Below are 18,639 nucleotides of genomic sequence, written 5' to 3'. Positions count from 1 at the left end.
CATGACTTCGATAGCGGTGGCCGGCGCGAGCGGGTACGCCGGGGGAGAGATCCTGCGATTGCTGCTCGGGCATCCGGCCTACGCTGACGGCCGGTTGACCATCGGGGCATTGACCGCGGCCTCCAGCGCGGGCACCAGCATGGCTGAGCATCACCCGCATCTGTTGCCGCTGGCCTCGCGCATCCTGGAAGCCACCGATGCCGAGGTACTGGCCGGCCACGACGTCGTGTTCCTGGGCCTGCCGCACGGTCATTCCGCGGCGCTCGCCGAGCAACTCGGTCCCGACACCCTGATCATCGACTGCGGTGCCGACTTCCGGCTCACCGACGCCGCCGACTGGGAGAAGTTCTACGGTTCGGCGCACGCCGGCAGCTGGCCCTACGGGCTGCCCGAACTGCCGGGTGCCCGGGACCGGCTCAAGGGCGCCAAGCGCATCGCGGTGCCGGGCTGCTATCCGACCGCGGCACTGCTGGCGCTGCTGCCCGCCGTCGGCGCCGACCTCGTCGAACCGGCCGTCACCGTGGTCGCCGTCAGCGGCACCTCGGGTGCGGGCAAGTCCGCCAAGGTGGACCTGCTGGGCTCGGAGGTGATCGGCTCGGCACGCGCCTACAACATCGCCGGCGAGCACCGGCACACCCCGGAGATCGCCCAGGGGCTGCGTGCGGTGACCGACAAGGACGTCACCGTCTCCTTCACCCCGGTGCTGATCCCGACCTCCCGGGGAATCCTGGCCACCTGCACCGCCCGCACCGAGGCATCCAACGACGAGATCCGGGCTGCCTACGAAAAGGCTTACGACGCAGAGCCGTTCATCCACCTGCTGCCCGAGGGGCAGCTACCCAAGACGGGGTCGGTGATCGGCAGCAATGCCGCGCAGATCGCGGTCGCAGTGGACACCGAAGCGAAGACCATGGTCGCCATCGCCGCCATCGACAACCTCACCAAGGGCACGGGCGGCGCCGCGGTGCAGTCGATGAACCTGGCGCTCGGCTGGCCGGAAACCGAAGGACTGTCGATCGTGGGAGTGGCACCGTGACCGAGGAAACCAAGCTGGTCCGCACGCAGGGCGTCACCGCCCCCGCGGGCTTCCGGGCGGCCGGGATCGCCGCCGGGATCAAGGCTTCCGGCGCGCCGGACCTGGCCCTGGTGTTCAACGAGGGGCCCGACCACGCCGCCGCGGGCGTGTTCACCCGCAACAAGATCAAGGCTGCCCCGGTGCAATGGTCACAGCAGGTGCTGACCACCGGCCGGCTGCGCGCGGTGGTCCTGAACTCGGGTGGCGCCAACGCCTGCACCGGTCCGCTGGGCTTCCAGGACACCCATGCCACCGCCGAGGCCGTCGCTTCCGCGCTGAGCGACTGGGGCACCGAGACCGGTGCCATCGAAGTTGCGGTGTGCTCGACGGGCCTGATCGGTGACCGGTTGCCGATGGACAAGGTGCTGGCCGGGGTCACCGAGATCGTCCACGAGATCGCCGGTGGCCTGACGGGCGGCGACGACGCGGCACGGGCCATCATGACCACCGACACAGTGCCGAAACAGGTTGCGCTGCACCATTCGGTGGAGTCGGGGGAGAACTGGACCCTGGGCGGGATGGCCAAGGGCGCCGGGATGCTGGCGCCGTCGCTGGCGACCATGCTGGTGGTGTTGACCACCGATGCGGTCGTTGACGCCGCAGCCCTGGACGTCGCGCTGAAGCGGGCCGCGGCACTGACCTTCGACCGGCTCGACGTCGACGGCAGCTGCTCGACCAACGACACCGTGCTGCTGCTCGCGTCGGGCGCCAGCGAGATCGCCCCGAGTCAGGACGACCTCAACGAGGCTGTGCTGCGGGTCTGCGACGACTTGTGCGCGCAACTGCAGGCCGACGCCGAAGGCGTCACCAAGCGCGTCGTCATCACCGTCACCGGCGCCGGCAGCGAGGACGACGCACTGGTCGCGGCGCGCGTCATCGCCCGCGACAGCCTGGTCAAGACCGCGCTGTTCGGCTCCGACCCCAACTGGGGCCGGGTGCTGGCCGCGGTCGGCATCGCGCCGGTGAAGCTCGATCCGGAGCGGATCAGCGTGTCGTTCAACGGTTCTCCGGTCTGCATCGACGGGGCCGGCGCCCCGGGTGCGCGCGATGTCGACCTGTCCGGCGAGGACATCGCCGTGGTGGTCGATCTGGGCGCGGGAGACCACAGTGCTTCCATCCGGACCACCGACCTGTCGCACGCCTACGTCGAAGAGAACTCGGCCTACAGCTCATGAGCCAGGCCATCGAGCGCGGCGTCAGGGCCCAGGTGCTCGCCTCGGCGCTGCCGTGGCTCAAGCAATTGCACGGCAAGATCGTCGTCGTCAAGTACGGCGGTAACGCGATGACCGACGACATCCTCAAGGCGGCCTTCGCCGCCGACATGGTGTTTCTGCGCAATTGCGGTATCCACCCGGTGGTGGTGCACGGGGGCGGGCCGCAGATCAGCGCGATGCTCAAGAAGCTCGGCATCCCAGGCGATTTCAAGGGCGGCTTCCGGGTGACCACACCCGAGGTCCTCGATGTGGCGCGGATGGTGTTGTTCGGTCAGGTGGGCCGGGAGCTGGTCAACCTGATCAACGCTCACGGCCCGTACGCAGTGGGCCTCACCGGTGAGGACGCGCATCTGTTCACCGCGGTACGGCGCAGCGTCACCGTCGACGGGGTCGCCACCGATATCGGGCTGGTCGGCGACGTCGAACACGTCAACGCCGGATCGCTGTTGGATCTCATTGCCGCGGGCCGGATTCCGGTGGTTTCGACCATCGGGCCGGATGTCGACGGCGTGGTGCACAACATCAACGCCGACACCGCGGCCGCGGCCCTGGCCGAGGCGCTGGGCGCCGAGAAGCTGGTCATGCTCACCGATGTGGAGGGGCTCTACACCGATTGGCCGGACCGCTCCTCGCTGGTCAGCGAGATCGACACCGGGGCCCTGACGCAGCTGCTCCCCAAGCTCGAATCGGGGATGGTGCCCAAGATCGAGGCCTGCCTGCGGGCGGTGGCCGGCGGGGTGCCGAGCGCGCATGTGATCGACGGCCGTGTCGAACACTGTGTGCTCGTCGAGCTTTTCACCGATGAAGGAACCGGAACCAAGGTGGTACCCGCATGAGCCTCCAGGACCGCTGGGAAGCGGTGATGATGAACAACTACGGCACCCCGCCGTTGGCGCTGGCCGGCGGTGACGGCGTCGTGGTCACCGATACTGACGGCAAGTCCTATCTGGACCTGCTCGGCGGGATCGCGGTCAACCTCCTCGGGCACCGTCACCCCGCGGTCATCGAGGCTGTCACCGCCCAGCTCAACACGCTGGGCCACACGTCCAACCTCTATGCCACCGAGCCGGGCATCGCGCTGGCCGAGGCCCTGGTCGGGCATCTGGGCACCCAGGCGAGGGTGTTCTTCTGCAACTCGGGTACCGAGGCCAATGAGGTGGCCTTCAAGATCACCCGACTGACCGGCAAGACGAATATCGTTGCCGCCCAAGGCGCCTTCCACGGCCGCACGATGGGTTCGCTGGCCCTGACCGGCCAGCCCGCCAAGCAGGCACCTTTCGAACCGCTGCCGGGCAACATCACCCACGTGCCCTACGGCGACGTCGAAGCCCTTGCGGCCGCGGTCGATTCACATACCGCCGCGGTGTTCCTGGAACCGATCATGGGGGAGGGCGGCGTCGTCGTCCCGCCGGCCGGATACCTGGCTGCTGCCCGGGACATCACCACAAGGAACGGTGCGCTGCTGGTCCTCGACGAGGTACAGACCGGAGTCGGGCGGACCGGCGTCTTCTACGCCCATCAGCACGACGGCATCACCCCCGACATCGTGACTCTGGCCAAGGGCCTGGGCGGCGGGCTGCCGATCGGGGCCTGCCTGGCCATCGGGCCGGCCGGTGATCTGCTCACCCCGGGCCTGCACGGCAGCACCTTCGGCGGCAACCCGGTGTGCACTGCAGCCGCGCTGGGCGTGCTCAAGGCGCTGACGGATGGGGACCTGATCGCCCGGGCCGGGGTACTCGGCAAGACCCTGAGCCACGGCATCGAGGAGCTGGGCCATCCGCTGGTGGACCACGTGCGCGGCAAGGGCCTGCTGCAGGGAGTGGTGCTGACCGCCCCCAGCGCCAAGGCGGTCGAGGCCGCGGCCCGCGACGCGGGCTTCCTGGTCAACGCCGCTGCTGCGGACGTGATCCGGCTGGCGCCGCCACTGATCATCACCGAACCGCAGATCGAGACGTTCCTGTCCGCTCTGCCCACCGTTCTCGACACCGCTGTGGAGGCTGAATCATGATCCGGCATTTCCTGCGTGACGACGATCTGTCGCCCGATGAGCAGGCCGAGGTGCTCGCGCTGGCCGCCGAGCTGAAGAAGGCACCGTTCTCGCGGCGCCCGCTCGAAGGCCCGCGCGGGGTCGCCGTCATCTTCGAGAAGAACTCGACGCGCACCCGGTTCTCGTTCGAGATGGGCATCGCCCAGCTCGGCGGGCATGCCGTGGTGGTCGACGGACGCAGCACCCAGTTGGGCCGCGAGGAAACCCTCGAGGACACCGGGGCGGTCCTGTCCCGTTACGTCGACGCGATCGTGTGGCGCACCTTCGCCCAGGAGCGGCTGACCGCCATGGCCAGTGGCGCCTCCGTCCCGATTGTCAATGCGCTGTCCGACGAATTCCACCCCTGCCAGGTGCTGGCCGACCTGCAGACACTGGCCGAGCGCCGGGGCGGGGTGGAGGGCCTCAAAGGTTTGCGAATGACCTACCTGGGCGACGGCGCCAACAACATGGCGCACTCACTGATGCTGGGCGGCGTCACCGCGGGTATCCACGTCACCATCGCCGCACCTGCCGGTTTCGAACCTGACCCGCAGTTCGTCGATGCCGCCAAGCGCCGTGCCAGTGAGACCGGGGCGACCGTCACCCTCACCGATGACGCACATGCCGGGGTCGACGGGGTCGACGTGCTCGTCACCGATACCTGGACGTCGATGGGTCAGGAGAACGACGGGCTCGACCGGGTGCGGCCGTTCCGCCCGTTCCAGGTCAACGCCGACCTCCTCAAGCGTGCCGACCCGGAAGCCATTGTGCTGCACTGCCTTCCGGCGCATCGCGGTCACGAGATCACCGATGAGGTGATCGACGGGCCGCAGAGCGCGGTGTTCGACGAGGCCGAGAACCGGCTGCACGCCCAGAAGGCCATGCTGGTGTGGCTCCTGGAGCGATCCTGACGTGAGCGCACCGACCCGTGCCGGCCGCCAGGCCCGCATCATCACGCTCCTGTCGTCCAGGCAGGTGAGTAGCCAGACCGAACTGGCCGCCCTGCTGGGCCAGGAGGGCATCGAGGTCACCCAGGCCACGCTGTCGCGGGACCTGGAGGAACTCGGCGCGGTGAAACTGCGTGGCGCCGACGGCGGCGTCGGGGTGTACGTCGTACCCGAGGACGGCAGCCCGGTGCGGGGTGTGTCCGGCGGTACCGAGCGGTTGACCCGCTTGCTGGGGGACTTGCTGGTGTCGACAGACGCCAGCGCTAACCTTGCCGTGCTGCGCACCCCGCCAGGGGCAGCGCACTACCTGGCCAGCGCGATCGACCGTGCTGCCCTGCCGTATGTGGTCGGCACCATCGCCGGTGACGACACCATCCTGATGGTGGCGCGCGACCCGATGACCGGGGCAGAGCTCGCCGGCATCATCGAGAACTTGAAATAAAGCCCAAAACAAGGAGATTGCTCATGTCCGAACGCGTCATCCTGGCGTACTCCGGAGGTCTGGACACCTCGGTCGCGATCAGCTGGATCGGCAAGGAGACCGGCAAAGAGGTCGTCGCCGTCGCCATCGACCTCGGCCAGGGCGGCGAGGACATGGAGGTCATACGCCAGCGTGCCCTGGACTGCGGTGCGGTCGAGGCCGTCGTGGTCGACGCCCGTGACGAGTTCGCCGACGAATACTGCCTGCCGACCATCAAGGCGAATGCGCTCTACATGGATCGCTACCCGCTGGTGTCGGCCATCAGCCGCCCGCTGATCGTGAAGCACCTGGTCGACGCGGCTCGTAGCCACGGCGGCACCGTCGTCGCGCACGGCTGCACCGGCAAGGGCAACGATCAGGTGCGCTTCGAGGTCGGCTTCGCCTCCCTGGCCCCCGAACTCGACGTCATCGCACCGGTTCGCGACTACGCCTGGACCCGTGAGAAGGCCATCGCGTTCGCCGAGGAGAACGCCATCCCGATCAACGTCACCAAGCGGTCACCGTTCTCGATCGATCAGAACGTGTGGGGCCGTGCGGTGGAGACGGGGTTCCTCGAGGACCTGTGGAACGCGCCGACCAAGGACGTCTACGACTACACCCAGGATCCGACGGTCAACTTCAACGCCCCCGACGAGCTGATCATCAGTTTCGACAAGGGTCGCCCGGTCGCGATCGACGGTCGTCCGCTCAGCGTGCTGGAGATCATCCAGGAGCTCAACACCCGGGCCGGTGCGCAGGGCGTGGGCCGGCTCGACGTGGTCGAGGACCGGCTGGTCGGCATCAAGAGCCGCGAGATCTACGAGGCGCCGGGTGCGATGGTGCTGATCACCGCGCACACCGAACTGGAGCATGTGACGCTGGAGCGTGAGCTGGGCCGGTACAAGCGCGGCGTGGACCAGAAGTGGGGCGAGCTCACCTACGACGGCCTGTGGTTCAGCCCGCTCAAGCGGTCCCTGGAGGCGTTCGTCGAGCACACGCAGGAGCATGTCTCCGGCGACATCCGGCTGGTTCTGCACGCCGGGAGCGTCATCGTCAACGGCCGGCGTTCCGGGGAGTCGCTGTACGACTTCAACCTGGCCACCTACGACGAGGGCGACAGCTTCGACCAGAGCGCGGCCAAGGGCTTCGTGCTGCTGCACGGTCTGAGCTCCAAGATCTCGGCCAAGCGCGACCTGGGTCTGTAAGCAGCAAGCACCGCCGAGCAGTGAGGGTGACATGAGCACCAACGACGGAACCACCAACGAGGGATCGCTGTGGGGCGGCCGGTTCGCCGATGGCCCTTCGGCTGCCCTTGCCGCACTGAGCAAGTCGACCCACTTCGACTGGGTGCTGGCGCCGTACGACGTCACCGCGTCCAAGGCCCATGCCCGCGTTCTGCACCGGGCGGGCCTGCTCACCGATGAGCAGCGCGACGGTCTGCTGGCCGGGCTGGACAGCCTCGGAGAAGACGTCGCCGACGGCAGTTTCGAGCCGCTGGTCACTGACGAAGACGTGCACGGCGCGCTTGAGCGCGGGCTGATCGACCGGGTCGGACCGGATCTGGGTGGCCGGCTGCGCGCCGGACGCTCCCGTAACGACCAGGTGGCCACACTGTTCCGGATGTGGCTGCGCGACGCTGTCCGCCGCGTGGCCGACGGCGTGCTCGAGGTGGTCAACGCCCTGGCCACCCAGGCGGCGGCCCATCCGACGGCGATCATGCCCGGCAAGACGCATCTGCAGGCCGCCCAGCCGATCCTGCTCGCCCACCATCTGTTGGCCCACGCTCATCCGCTGCTGCGCAATGTCGACCGGCTCGCCGATTTCGATGACCGCACCGCGGTCTCGCCCTACGGCTCGGGGGCGTTGGCCGGCTCCTCTCTCGGACTGGATCCCGACGCGATCGCCGCGGATCTCGGATTCGCCTCGGCGGCAGACAATTCCGTCGACGCCACCGCGGCGCGCGATTTCGCCGCCGAGGCGGCGTTCGTCTTCGCCCAGATCGGCGTGGACCTGTCCCGGCTCGCTGAGGACATCATCCTCTGGAGCACAACCGAATTCGGCTACGTCACGTTGCACGATTCGTGGTCGACCGGCAGTTCGATCATGCCGCAGAAGAAGAATCCGGACATCGCTGAATTGGCCCGCGGTAAATCCGGACGGCTGATCGGCAACCTCACGGGCTTGCTGGCCACGCTCAAGGCCCAGCCCCTGGCCTACAACCGGGACCTGCAGGAGGACAAGGAACCGGTCTTCGACTCGGTGGCGCAGCTGGAGCTGTTGTTGCCGGCGATGGCCGGACTGGTCGCCACCCTGGCCTTCGACGAGGACCGGATGGCCGCGCTGGCTCCCGCGGGCTATACGCTGGCCACCGATATCGCTGAATGGCTTGTGCGCCAAGGTGTTCCGTTCCGTGTCGCCCATGAGGCCGCGGGTGCCGCGGTGCAGGCGGCCGAGGGGCGCGGCGTCGGGCTCGACGAGCTGACCGACGACGAGTTCGCCGAGATCGACCCGGCACTCACCGCGCAGGTGCGCGAAGTGCTGACTGTCGAAGGTTCGGTGAACGCGCGCAGCGCCCGTGGCGGCACCGCACCGGTTCAGGTCGCCAAGCAGCTCGGCGTGGTCCGCAACACCGCTGAGGAGTTACGAATCCGCTTGCGCCGTTAGCCGATCTGCTCGCCGAGTTCGAACCAACGCTCCTCGACCTCGGTGACCTCGTCCTCCAGCGCGCGGATGGCGGCCACCTTGACCGCGAGCCCTTCGAAATCGGACTGGTCATGGTCCGCCATCGCCGTCCGGGACCGGTTGATCTGTTGCTGCAGTTTCTCCAGCCGGCGTTCCAGGGCGGACACCTCCTTCTGCGCTGCCCGCAGATCGGCGCCGGACAGCCCGTCGGGTGTAGTGCCGGCGGCCGGTGCCGGCGCGGCGCCGGTCGCCGATGCATGCGCGGCCCGCAATCGCAGGTACTCGTCCACCCCGCCCGGCAGATGCCGCAGATGCCCGCCGAGGATCCCGTACTGCTGGTCGGTGACCCGCTCCAGAAAATAGCGGTCGTGGCTCACCACGATCAGCGTGCCGGGCCACGAGTCGAGCAGATCCTCCATGGCGGAGAGCATGTCGGTGTCCAGGTCATTGGTCGGTTCGTCGAGGATCAGCACGTTGGGCTGTGCCAGCAGGATCAACAGCAGCTGCAGGCGGCGTTGCTGTCCGCCGGAGAGGTCCTTGACCGGTGTCGACAACTGGGCGTTGGAGAACCCGAGACGCTCCAGCAACTGCCCGGGCGTGAGTTCCTGAGCCTTCGACCCGGTACCGAACACATACGACGTGCGCAGGTTGGCGAGCACTGTCCGCACCGGGTCGCCGAGGTGAGGCTCAAGCTCGTCGACGGTCTGGGTGAGGGTCGCGACCTGCAGCGTCTTACCGTGTTTGACCCGGCCTGAGGTCGGCTGCACCGAACCGTCGATCAGACCGAGCAGCGTGGATTTTCCGGCGCCGTTGACGCCGAGGATCCCGGTGCGCTCACCCGGGGCGATTCGCCACTCGACCTGGTGCAGCACCTCGCGGTCGCCGTAGCTCACCGACACGTCCAGGAGGTCGACGACCTGCTTGCCGAGCCGTGACACCGCCAGGGACTGCAGTGCGACCTTGTCCCGGATCTCCGGCACATCGGCGATCAGCGCGTTGGCCGCGTCGATTCGGAACTTCGGCTTGGAGGTGCGGGCCGGAGCGCCGCGGCGCAGCCAGGCCAGTTCTTTGCGGGCCAGGTTCTGCCGCCGCGCCTCGATGGTGGCCGCCTGCCGGTCGCGTTCGACCCGCTGCAGGATGTATGCGGCGTAGCCGCCGTCGAACGGTTCGACGATGCGGTCGTGTACTTCCCAGGTGGCCGTACAGACCTCGTCGAGAAACCAGCGGTCGTGCGTCACCACCAGCAGCCCACCCGAGGATGCCGACCAGCGCTTCTTGAGATGCTCGGCGAGCCAGGTGATTGCCTCCACGTCGAGGTGGTTGGTCGGCTCGTCGAGGGCCAGCACGTCGTGATCGCCGGCGAGCAGCCCGGCCAGGGCGACCCGGCGCCGCTGTCCGCCCGAGAGGGTGCGGAGTTCGGCGTCCCAGGGCAGGTCGCCGAGCAGACCCGAGATGACGTCGCGCCCGCGCGGGTCACCGGCCCATTCGTGTTCGGGGACGTCACCCACCACGGCGTGCCCGACGGTGTCCGCGTCGTCGAGGGTGTCGGCCTGGTCGAGGACGCCCACCCGCACACCACCGCGGACGGTCACCCGGCCGGAATCGGGTTCGAGTCGGCCGGCCAGCATGGCCAGCAGGCTGGATTTTCCGTCGCCGTTTCGGCCCACGATGCCGATCCGGTCGCCTTCGCTGACGCCGACCGTGACGGAGTCGAACACCACGCCGGTGGGGTACTCCAGATGCAGGGCTTCGCCCCCGAGCAGGTGTGCCATCGCCGCCGACCCTATCGTTCGGCGCCTCCGTCACCGGCACCGCATCGGGCGGCTACGCACGTAGGCGTGATCAAGTCGGTGATCGGTTGCTGTTGTGCCATGATGACGACGTCAATCGGGGTCGGGGTTGAGTTGTCAGGTGGGGAGCAAGCTGGTGGATTTCTCAGCAGTGACCAGACCGGTCGAGCGGTTGCTGGCGACCGCGCAGAATGGCCTGGAGGTTCTGCGCTACGGGGGCTTGGAGACCGGTGCGGTCCCGTCGCCGTTCCAGATCATCCAGAGCGTGCCGATGTACCGGCTGCGGCGGTACTTTCCGCCGGACGCCCGCCCGGGGGCCCAGAATCCGCGTCCGCCGGTGCTGATGGTGCATCCGATGATGATGTCGGCGGACATGTGGGACGTGACGCGTGACGATGGTGCGGTCGGCATCCTGCACGCCGCCGGTATCGACCCCTGGGTCATCGATTTCGGCTCGCCCGACAAGGTCGAGGGTGGCATGCAGCGCAACCTCGCCGACCACGTCGTCGGATTGTCGGAGGCCATCGACGTCGTCAAAGAGGTCACGGGGCGCGACGTGCACCTGGCCGGTTACTCGCAGGGTGGGATGTTCGCCTACCAAACCGCGGCCTACCGGCGGTCCAAGGATCTGGCCAGCATCATCGCCTTCGGTGCCCCGGTGGACACCCTGGCCGCACTGCCGATGAACCTGCCGGCCGGGGTCGCCGCGGGTGCGGCGGATTTCATGGCCGATCACGTGTTCAGCCGCATCGACATCCCGGGCTGGTTGGCCCGCACCGGTTTTCAGATGCTCGACCCGATCAAGACCGCCCAGTCTCGTCTGGAGTTCCTGCGTCAGCTGCACGACCGTGAGGCCCTGCTGCCGCGCGAACAGCAGCGCCGGTTCCTGTCCTCGGAGGGCTGGATCGCGTGGTCGGGGCCCGCGATCTCCGAACTGCTCAAGCAGTTCATCTCACACAACCGGATGATGACCGGGGGCTTTTCGATCCGCGGCGACCTCGTCACGCTTTCTGACATCGACTGCCCGATCCTCGCGGTGGTCGGCGAGGTCGACGATATCGGCCAGCCGGCCGCGGTCCGGGGCATCAAGCGGGCTGCGCCCGATGCGGATGTTTACGAATATCTGATCAGGGCAGGACATTTCGGCTTGGTCGTGGGTTCGAAGGCTTCCGACCAGACCTGGCCGACGGTGGCGCAGTGGGTGAAATGGCTTGGTGGAGAACAGATGCCGGAAGGCGTGGTTCCGATGGGATCGCAGCCGGCAGACCGCCCGGAGGGCGGGGTGTCGTTCTCCACCCGCGTCACCCACGGCGCGACGGCGGCCACCGAGATGGCGTTCGGGGTGGCCCGTTCGGCAGCCGACGCGTTGATGGCGGCGAACAAGAACGCCAGGACCCTGGTCATCGAGACGGCCCGTACGCTGCCACGCCTGGCCCGGCTGGGGCAGGTCAACGACCACACCCGGATTTCGCTGGGCCGGATCATGAGCGAGCAGGCGCGCAGCGCGCCCAACGGTGAGGCGCTGCTGTTCGACGGCCGGGTGCACACCTACGAAGCAGTGGACCGCCGGGTCAACAACGTGGTGCACGGCCTGATCGACGTCGGGGTGCGCCAGGGCGCCCGCGTCGGCGTCCTGATGGACACCCGGCCGAGTGCCCTGGTCGCCATTGCGGCGCTGTCCCGGTTGGGGGCGGTGGCGGTGCTGCTGCCGGAGGCGGATCTGGCCGCGGCCGCCCGTCTCGGCGGCGTCACCGAAATCATCGCCGACCCGAGCCACCTCGACATGGCCCGGGCGCTCGATGCGCGGGTGCTGGTCCTCGGCGGCGGCGAGAACCGCGACCTCGATCTCCCCGAGGAAACCGAAGACGTCGCCGCTGTCGTGGACATGGAGAAGATCGACCCAGACGTCGTCGAACTCCCCGGCTGGTACCGGCCCAACCCGGGCCTGGCCCGCGACCTGGCCTTCGTCGCCTTCAGCGAGGTCGGCGGCGAGCTCGTGGCCCGTCAGATCACCAACTTCCGGTGGGCGCTGTCCGCGTTCGGCACCGCGTCGGCGGCCAACCTCGGCCGCGGCGACACGGTCTACTGCCTGACTCCGCTGCATCACCAGTCCGGCCTGCTGGTCAGCCTGGGCGGTGCGGTGGTCGGCGGGTCACGCATCGCGCTGTCCCGCGGGCTGCAGCCCGACCGCTTCCTGCAGGAGATCCGGCAGTACGGCGTCACGGTCGTGTCCTACACCTGGGCCATGCTGCGCGAGGTCATCGACGACCCGTCGTTCTCGCTCACCGGAAGTCACCCGGTCCGGTTGTTCATCGGCTCGGGTATGCCTGCCGGGCTGTGGAAGCGGGTGGTCGACGTGTTCGAGCCGGCCCACGTCGTCGAGTTCTTCGCGACCACAGACGGCCAGGCCGTGCTGGCCAACGTGTCCGGCGCCAAGATCGGCAGCAAGGGGCGTCCGCTACCGGGTGGCGGCACCGTCGAACTTGCCGCCTACGACGCCGACGACGATCTGATCCTGGAGGACGAACACGGTTTCGTGCGCAAGGCCGAGGCCAACGAGGTCGGTGTGCTTCTCGCCCACCCGCGCGGCCCGGTCGATCCGACTGCTGTGGTCAAGCGTGGCGTGTTCGCGCCGGCCGACACCTGGGTGTCCACCGAGTTCCTGTTCCGTCGTGATGAGGACGGTGACTATTGGCTGGTCGACAACCGGGGTGCGGTGATCCGTACCGAACGGGGGCCGGTGTTCGCGACGGCCGTCAACGACGCGGTCGGTCGGTTGGACGCGGTCGACATGTCGGTCACCTACGGGGTCGAAGAGGCAGGCCGGCAGCTGGCGGTGACGGCGCTGGCGCTGCGTCCCGGCGGCAGCGTGCCGACGGCAGATCTGTCACTCGCCCTCGAGGATCTGGCCGCGGGTAACCCGCCCGACGTGGTGCACGTGGTGGCCGACATGGAACTCGGCGCGTCGTACCGCCCGCTCGTGGCGCCGTTGCGGGCGGCGGGCATCCCGAAATCCGGCCGGCGTAACTGCTGGTACCTCGACGGCGATACCGGAACGTACAAGAAACTGACTGCCGCGGGCCGGGCGGAACTCGTTGCGGGAGTCCCCGACGGCGAGCCGGAGTCCGGCTGATCGCGTCGCCGGACGGGATGCCGGGGCCAGAATGCGCTGTTACGCTCCGGCGAACGGCAGAACGACTGGAGGATCGATGACATCGGGATCGGGTGCGAACAGCTGGCGTCGGGCGGTCACCGGATCGGTGACCGGCGGTGCGCTGGTCCTTGGTCTGCTGGTAGGCGCGGGTGCGCCGACAGCCGCGGCCGATCCTGCCCAGCCGACGCCTGCAGCGGACGCACCCGGGTCCGCTGCGCCGGCGGCCCCGCCGATGACGGCCGACCAAGCGCTGTCCATCATCGCCAAGGATTACGACACCGGCGAGGGCGGTGGCCAGATCTCCACGCTGATCCACGACATCATGAAGCTGCGTCAGCAGGGGTACAAGCCGTCGAATGCCAACCGTGAAGCCATCACCAAGGCCCTCGACAAGCGCCCCAACCAGGGCCCGCTGATCGACGCGCTCAAGAGCACGTTGTCCTACCAGCGCAAGTTGCAGGCCCAGTCCAACGCTCAGATTCCGCAGCAGAGTGGGTTGAACCCCGGGGTGGGCCAGTTCCCGGGAGGCATCGCTCCGATTCCGGGCGGGGCCGGGGCACAGCCCGGCCCGAGTGGCGGCATCCAGATCCCGTTGGGCTAACTTCACGTGGTGGTCGACGACAAGCTTCTGAGCATCCTGGTCTGCCCGCAGGACCGCGGTCCGCTGCTGCTCGCGGGGACGGACTGGCTCTACAACCCCCGGTTGCGGCGGGCCTACCGGATCGAGGACGGCATCCCGGTCCTACTGGTCGACGAGGCCGTGGCCATCGATGACGATGCCGAGCATCGCCGGCTGATCGAGTTGGCCGGGTCAGGGGAGTCCCGGTAGGTCACCGGTCAGATAGCGCTGCAAGGTGGGTGCGATGGTTTCGACGATCTGGTCCGCCGGCAGCGAGGCGAAGGGCTCCAACTCCAGGATGTAGCGCGCCATCGCGACGCCGACCAGTTGCGAGGCGACGAATTGGATGCGGACTCGGGCACTGCCGGGCGGGTTGTCCACCCGTGGTCCGATTTCGCCGACGATGATCTCCTGGAGAAATGACCGGACCAGCGATACGTCGTTGCCGGCGAGGATCGAGCGCAGCGTCGCCACGAAGCCCTTGCCGATCTCGGAATCCCACAGCGGCAACAGGATTGACGGCAGCGTGTGTCCGATCTGCTCGACCGGCACCTCTTTGAGCTTTCCGATCACCGTCATCGGATCGATCGGGATGTGGATCGCGGCGGCGAACAGCTGGGTCTTGGTGCCGAAGTAGTGATGCACCAGCGCGGCGTCCACCCCGGCCTCGGCCGCGATGGCGCGGATCGAAGTCTTGTCGATCCCGTTGCGGGAGAACAATTCCCGCGCACTGGTCAAGATGCGCTCGCGTCTGTCCGACGGCCCGGCGGGCCGGCCGGGGCGTTTTCGTTCTCGTTCGGAATCGATGTCGGTGCTCACGGCTTCCTACGGGGTTCGGCGGCGCAGGGTCGCCGCGGCCAGGCACAGTGCCAGCACTGCAAATCCCACCACGATCGCGATGTCACGGGCCGCGATGGCGGTCAGCTCAGGGTGGGCGCCGACCTGCTGCAGGGCTTCGAGTGCATAGCTGGCAGGCAGGACGTTACTGATCCACTGCAGCCATTCCGGCAGGGCGGCGCGCGGCACGATGATGCCGCACAACAGCAGCTGGGGCGCGATCACCACGGGCATGAACTGGACTGCCTGGAACTCGGTGCGGGCGAATGCGCTGCACAACAGGCCCAGCCCCACGCCCAGCACGGCGTTGATGATCGCGATCAGGAACACCAGGACAGGGCTGCCCGCGGTATCCAGGCCTAGGAACCAGAACGAGACGATGCAGGCGAGGATGGCCTGGGCCGCAGCGGCGATCGAGAAAGCGGTGCCGTAGGCAGCCAGCAGGTCGAACCGGCGCAATGGTGTGGTCAAGATCCGCTCGAGGGTTCCCGAGACACGTTCCCGCTGCATGGTGATCGACGTGATCAGGAACATCACGATGAGCGGGAAGACGCCGAGCATGATGAGGCACGCATTGTTGAACGGTGATGGGTGTCCCGGCGGGTGCGGGGTGTTCTGGAACATGAAGTACATCAGCGTGATGATCAGGCTCGGCACCACGAGGATCATCGCCACGCTGCGATGGTCTGCGGCCAGTTGCCGCAGGATCCGACCGGTCGTGGCCAGGTAGGCCGCCGGGCTCAGTCGGCTCGGTTGGTCGCGTCCGAGTCGCTGCGCCGGATGACGGTGAGAAACGCTTCCTCCAGGGACGTGCATGCCGTGTCCTTCCGTAGCCGGTCAGGGGTGGTGTGGGCGAGCAAGCGGCCTTCACGCATGAGCAACAGGTCACCGCAGTGATCGGCCTCGTCCATCACGTGGCTGGAAACCAGCAGCGTGGTGCCACGTCGTGCCAGTTCGTTGAACTGTTCCCACAGGTCGACCCGCAGGACCGGATCGAGGCCGACGGTGGGCTCGTCGAGCACCAGGAGTTCGGGTTCGGCCACCAACGCGCAGGCGAGCGAGACCCGGGTCCGTTGACCTCCGGAGAGATTGCCGCAGTACGCGGTGCGGTGATCGTCGAGACCGACCGCGCGGATGGCGTCGGCCGCCGAGTCTGCCGACGTGCCGTACAGCGCGGCGAAGTACCGGACGTTATCGACGACTCGCAGGTCGTTGTAGATCGTCGGATCCTGGGTGACGTATCCGACCCGGTGGCGCAGCGGTGCCGAACCGGCGGGATGTCCGAGCACCGTGACCGTGCCCGCCTCGATGATCTGGGTACCGACGATGCTGCGTATCAAGGTGGTCTTGCCGCAGCCTGACGGACCGAGCAGGCCGGTGATGGCACCGTGGGCGATCCGCACCGAGAGGTCGCGAACTGCGGGGCGGCCACCCCGGCTGACCTGCAGTCCGGTGATGTCGACGGCGGGGGCGCGGGCGTCGGACGGAGGCGGGGTCGAGAATTCATCAATCGATGAAGTCATCATGTGATGAATAGTGCGCGCAAGTCCGGCCGGTGTCAACGGTCAATGTCGGGGAGGGCAAAATCGCTCGGGTGGGCTTGCAGATGGGCACCGAGCTGTTGACTGGCGCCCCCCTGCTCGCGGCCCGCCGGCTGTTGGGGGCCGAGCTGACCGGCCGCGGTGTCAGTGCTGTCATCGTCGAGGTCGAGGCGTACGGCGGACCGCTCGACGGCCCCTGGCCCGATGCCGCGTCACATTCGTTTCGCGGCGCCGGTGGTCGCAATCTCGTGATGTTCGGCCCGCCCGGACACCTCTATACCTACCGCAGCCACGGCATCCACGTCTGCGCCAACGTGGTCTGCGGATACGACGGCGTCGCGGGTGCGGTCCTGCTGCGAGCCGCGTCGGTGAGTGCCGGCACCGAGCTGGCCGGCCGGCGCCGCGGACCGGCGATACTGCCGGCCGCCCTGGCACGGGGACCCGGAAATCTGTGTTCGGCGCTGGGAATCACGATGGAAGACAACGGAATTGACCTCTTCGATGCCGACAGTCCAGTGCGCCTGGCGTTGCGCGATGCGGCTCCGGCAGTGGAAGGACCACGGGTCGGGGTGAGCAAGGCCGCCGACCGCAGATGGCGGTTGTGGCTGGCGGATCGGGGAGAGGTTTCGGCGTATCGGCGCAGCCCGCGTGCCCCTGCGCCCGGTGCCAGTGATTGACCTCCGCGATGCGGCATGATCGTCGTCATGAGCATGGGAATCCTGGATGAGCTGGACTGGCGTGGGCTGATCGCCCAATCGACCGACCGCGATGCGCTGGCGAATGACCTGGCCAAGGGACCCATGACCGTCTATTCCGGCTTCGATCCCACCGCGCCCAGCCTGCACGCGGGCCATCTGGTCCCATTGCTCACGCTGCGCCGGTTCCAACGCGCCGGGCACCGACCGATCGTGCTCGCCGGCGGGGCCACCGGGATGATCGGTGACCCCCGCGACACGGGGGAGCGCACGCTGAACACCGCCGACACCGTCTCGGACTGGGCCGGCCGCATTCGTGGCCAGCTGGAGCGGTTCGTCGAATTCGACGACACCCCGACCGGTGCCATCGTCGAGAACAACCTGAATTGGACGGCCCGGCTCTCGGCCATCGAATTCCTGCGTGACCTGGGTAAATACTTCTCGGTCAACGTGATGCTGGACCGGGAGACGGTCAAACGCAGGTTAGAGGGCGACGGCATCTCCTACACAGAGTTCAGTTACATGCTGCTGCAGGCCAATGACTTCGTCGAGCTGCATCAGCGCCACGGCTGCGCGTTGCAGATCGGCGGCTCCGACCAGTGGGGCAACATCGTGGCCGGCGCCCGCTTGGTGCGTCAGAAGTTGGGCACCACGGTGCACGCGATGACGACTCCGCTGGTCACCGACTCGGAAGGCAAGAAGTTCGGCAAGTCGACCGGCGGCGGCAATGTGTGGCTGGACCCCGAGATGACCAGCCCATATGCCTGGTACCAGTACTTCGTGAACGCCGCCGATGCCGACGTCATCGGTTACCTGCGCTGGTTCACGTTTCTGACGCCGGACGAGATCGCCGAGCTCGAGGACGCCACCAATAACCGCGCGCACGAGCGTGCCGCCCAGAAACGGCTGGCCCGGGAGCTCACCACGTTGGTGCACGGGGAGGGCGCGACGAAAGCGGTCGAGCTCGCCAGTCAGGCGCTGTTCGGCCGGGGGGAGTTGACCGACCTCGACGAATCCACCCTCGGCGCCGCGCTGCGCGAGGCCAGTAGTGGACAGGTTGCCGAGCTGAAGCCCGGCGGCCCGGATTCGATCGTGGATTTGTTGGTCGGCACCGGGTTGGCGGCAAGTAAGGGTGCGGCACGCCGCAACGTCGCCGAGGGCGGTGTGTATGTGAACAACATTCGTATTGAAAGCGACGAGTGGATACCACAGCATTCTGATTTTCTGTATGAGCGGTGGCTCGTGTTGCGACGTGGCAAGCGGCACATTGCCGGGGTCGAGCGCGTGGGCGCCTAGGCCAACCGGCGACCGGGCTCTGACCTGGGAAAACGTCGCAGTGACCAGGCGATTTGACTCGCTGTTAGCGCTCACGTAACTTATTCCAAGTCAGAGCGACACGGACAAGCGCCGGAGAGCGAAGACAAAATCCGAGAGAGACACCCATTACGGTGGGTATTCTCACTGCCCGCAGTAAAGTTCAGCGGCTTTTAGCCGCGGGATTTCTGCGCGACAAACTCGGGCGTGTTGTTTGAGAACTCAATAGTGTGTTTGGTGGTTTTTGTTTGTTGTTTTTGGCCACATTCTTTTTCCCGTTTAGGG

At 67.7% G+C, this 18,639-nt stretch carries 17 protein-coding genes; 13 read left to right on the top strand and 4 right to left on the bottom strand.

Translation table 11 applies throughout. From position 1 onward, the window contains the following. The first annotated feature begins 1 nt into the window (after window position 1). Genes argC through argH form a run of 8 tightly spaced genes read left to right on the top strand, consistent with a single transcriptional unit; the run spans window position 2 to window position 8,386 of the window. Window positions 2–1,036, top strand: a complete 1,035-nt coding sequence (gene argC / locus ACZYZF_RS12585; RefSeq protein WP_463835894.1) for an N-acetyl-gamma-glutamyl-phosphate reductase — start codon at window positions 2–4, stop codon at window positions 1,034–1,036. Further along, a complete protein-coding gene (argJ, locus tag ACZYZF_RS12580; RefSeq protein WP_463835892.1) occupies window positions 1,033–2,250 on the top strand; it encodes a bifunctional glutamate N-acetyltransferase/amino-acid acetyltransferase ArgJ in 1,218 nt (405 codons plus the stop codon). Before argC ends, argJ begins: the two co-directional genes overlap by 4 nt. Further along, window positions 2,247–3,125 carry an acetylglutamate kinase gene (gene argB / locus ACZYZF_RS12575; RefSeq protein ID WP_463746892.1) on the top strand — a complete coding sequence of 293 codons (879 nt, stop codon included), beginning with the start codon at window positions 2,247–2,249 and terminating at the stop codon, window positions 3,123–3,125. Before argJ ends, argB begins: the two co-directional genes overlap by 4 nt. Beyond that, complete coding sequence (locus ACZYZF_RS12570) at window positions 3,122–4,297, top strand: acetylornithine transaminase (RefSeq protein WP_463835891.1); 1,176 nt, start codon at window positions 3,122–3,124, stop codon at window positions 4,295–4,297. Before argB ends, ACZYZF_RS12570 begins: the two co-directional genes overlap by 4 nt. Continuing rightward, window positions 4,294–5,226 carry an ornithine carbamoyltransferase gene (argF, locus tag ACZYZF_RS12565; RefSeq protein ID WP_463746894.1) on the top strand — a complete coding sequence of 311 codons (933 nt, stop codon included), beginning with the start codon at window positions 4,294–4,296 and terminating at the stop codon, window positions 5,224–5,226. Before ACZYZF_RS12570 ends, argF begins: the two co-directional genes overlap by 4 nt. 1 nt (window position 5,227) lies before the next feature. Then, window positions 5,228–5,704: an arginine repressor gene (locus tag ACZYZF_RS12560; RefSeq protein ID WP_463746895.1), complete on the top strand. Its 477-nt coding sequence runs from the start codon at window positions 5,228–5,230 to the stop codon at window positions 5,702–5,704. A gap of 23 nt (window positions 5,705–5,727) precedes the next feature. After that, window positions 5,728–6,927: an argininosuccinate synthase gene (locus ACZYZF_RS12555; RefSeq protein WP_463746896.1), complete on the top strand. Its 1,200-nt coding sequence runs from the start codon at window positions 5,728–5,730 to the stop codon at window positions 6,925–6,927. A 31-nt stretch (window positions 6,928–6,958) separates the two neighbouring features. Next, window positions 6,959–8,386, top strand: coding sequence for an argininosuccinate lyase (argH, locus tag ACZYZF_RS12550; protein ID WP_463835890.1), 1,428 nt, complete (start codon window positions 6,959–6,961; stop codon window positions 8,384–8,386). Here the strand turns inward: argH and ACZYZF_RS12545 are convergent. Then, on the bottom strand, window positions 8,383–10,176 hold the full coding sequence (locus ACZYZF_RS12545; protein WP_463746898.1) for an ABC-F family ATP-binding cassette domain-containing protein: 1,794 nt from the start codon (window positions 10,174–10,176) through the stop codon (window positions 8,383–8,385). The genes argH and ACZYZF_RS12545 overlap by 4 nt on opposite strands. A 154-nt stretch (window positions 10,177–10,330) precedes the next feature. Between ACZYZF_RS12545 and ACZYZF_RS12540 the strand changes: the two genes are divergently transcribed. From ACZYZF_RS12540 to ACZYZF_RS12530, 3 genes are all read left to right on the top strand, one after another. Next, window positions 10,331–13,327, top strand: a complete 2,997-nt coding sequence (locus tag ACZYZF_RS12540) for an acyl-CoA synthetase (protein WP_463746899.1) — start codon at window positions 10,331–10,333, stop codon at window positions 13,325–13,327. Window positions 13,328–13,403: 76 nt separating this feature from the next. Continuing rightward, window positions 13,404–13,949: a hypothetical protein gene (locus tag ACZYZF_RS12535; RefSeq protein ID WP_463746900.1), complete on the top strand. Its 546-nt coding sequence runs from the start codon at window positions 13,404–13,406 to the stop codon at window positions 13,947–13,949. A 9-nt stretch (window positions 13,950–13,958) separates the two neighbouring features. Continuing rightward, window positions 13,959–14,177 (top strand): Trm112 family protein, encoded by a 219-nt coding sequence (locus ACZYZF_RS12530; RefSeq protein WP_463746901.1) that lies wholly within the window; start codon window positions 13,959–13,961, stop codon window positions 14,175–14,177. Here ACZYZF_RS12530 and ACZYZF_RS12525 read toward each other — a convergent pair. From ACZYZF_RS12525 to ACZYZF_RS12515, 3 genes are read right to left on the bottom strand one after another with little or no spacing between them, the layout of a single operon-like run. Then, window positions 14,160–14,786 carry a TetR/AcrR family transcriptional regulator gene (locus ACZYZF_RS12525; protein ID WP_463746902.1) on the bottom strand — a complete coding sequence of 209 codons (627 nt, stop codon included), beginning with the start codon at window positions 14,784–14,786 and terminating at the stop codon, window positions 14,160–14,162. The two genes, ACZYZF_RS12530 and ACZYZF_RS12525, sit on opposite strands and share 18 nt — an antisense overlap. A gap of 6 nt (window positions 14,787–14,792) precedes the next feature. Continuing rightward, on the bottom strand, window positions 14,793–15,620 hold the full coding sequence (locus ACZYZF_RS12520) for an ABC transporter permease (RefSeq protein ID WP_463746903.1): 828 nt from the start codon (window positions 15,618–15,620) through the stop codon (window positions 14,793–14,795). Continuing rightward, a complete protein-coding gene (locus ACZYZF_RS12515) occupies window positions 15,545–16,330 on the bottom strand; it encodes an ABC transporter ATP-binding protein (protein ID WP_463746904.1) in 786 nt (261 codons plus the stop codon). Before ACZYZF_RS12515 ends, ACZYZF_RS12520 begins: the two co-directional genes overlap by 76 nt. An 80-nt stretch (window positions 16,331–16,410) precedes the next feature. On the opposite strand from ACZYZF_RS12515, the gene ACZYZF_RS12510 reads away from it, so the two are divergent. Next, on the top strand, window positions 16,411–17,022 hold the full coding sequence (locus ACZYZF_RS12510; RefSeq protein WP_463746931.1) for a DNA-3-methyladenine glycosylase: 612 nt from the start codon (window positions 16,411–16,413) through the stop codon (window positions 17,020–17,022). A gap of 27 nt (window positions 17,023–17,049) precedes the next feature. Next, on the top strand, window positions 17,050–18,336 hold the full coding sequence (gene tyrS / locus ACZYZF_RS12505; protein ID WP_463746905.1) for a tyrosine--tRNA ligase: 1,287 nt from the start codon (window positions 17,050–17,052) through the stop codon (window positions 18,334–18,336). Window positions 18,337–18,639: the final 303 nt, after the last annotated feature.

Source organism: Mycobacterium sp. IDUB_24, assembly GCF_055419385.1.
The sequence above is the reverse complement of the archived record's forward strand: the minus strand, read 5'-3'. Positions and strand labels throughout refer to the sequence as shown.

Bases quoted from the DNA above. Each gene is read 5' to 3' on its own strand.
- argC (WP_463835894.1), top strand. From the start codon at position 2: ATGACTTCGATAGCGGTGGCCGGCGCGAGCGGGTACGCCGGGGGAGAG.
- argB (WP_463746892.1), top strand. From the start codon at position 2,247: ATGAGCCAGGCCATCGAGCGCGGCGTCAGGGCCCAGGTGCTCGCCTCG.
- ACZYZF_RS12570 (WP_463835891.1), top strand. From the start codon at position 3,122: ATGAGCCTCCAGGACCGCTGGGAAGCGGTGATGATGAACAACTACGGC.
- argF (WP_463746894.1), top strand. From the start codon at position 4,294: ATGATCCGGCATTTCCTGCGTGACGACGATCTGTCGCCCGATGAGCAG.
- ACZYZF_RS12555 (WP_463746896.1), top strand. From the start codon at position 5,728: ATGTCCGAACGCGTCATCCTGGCGTACTCCGGAGGTCTGGACACCTCG.
- argH (WP_463835890.1), top strand. From the start codon at position 6,959: ATGAGCACCAACGACGGAACCACCAACGAGGGATCGCTGTGGGGCGGC.
- ACZYZF_RS12545 (WP_463746898.1), bottom strand. From the start codon at position 10,176: ATGGCACACCTGCTCGGGGGCGAAGCCCTGCATCTGGAGTACCCCACC.
- ACZYZF_RS12535 (WP_463746900.1), top strand. From the start codon at position 13,404: ATGACATCGGGATCGGGTGCGAACAGCTGGCGTCGGGCGGTCACCGGA.
- ACZYZF_RS12520 (WP_463746903.1), bottom strand. From the start codon at position 15,620: ATGCACGTCCCTGGAGGAAGCGTTTCTCACCGTCATCCGGCGCAGCGA.
- ACZYZF_RS12515 (WP_463746904.1), bottom strand. From the start codon at position 16,330: ATGATGACTTCATCGATTGATGAATTCTCGACCCCGCCTCCGTCCGAC.
- ACZYZF_RS12510 (WP_463746931.1), top strand. From the start codon at position 16,411: ATGGGCACCGAGCTGTTGACTGGCGCCCCCCTGCTCGCGGCCCGCCGG.
- tyrS (WP_463746905.1), top strand. From the start codon at position 17,050: ATGAGCATGGGAATCCTGGATGAGCTGGACTGGCGTGGGCTGATCGCC.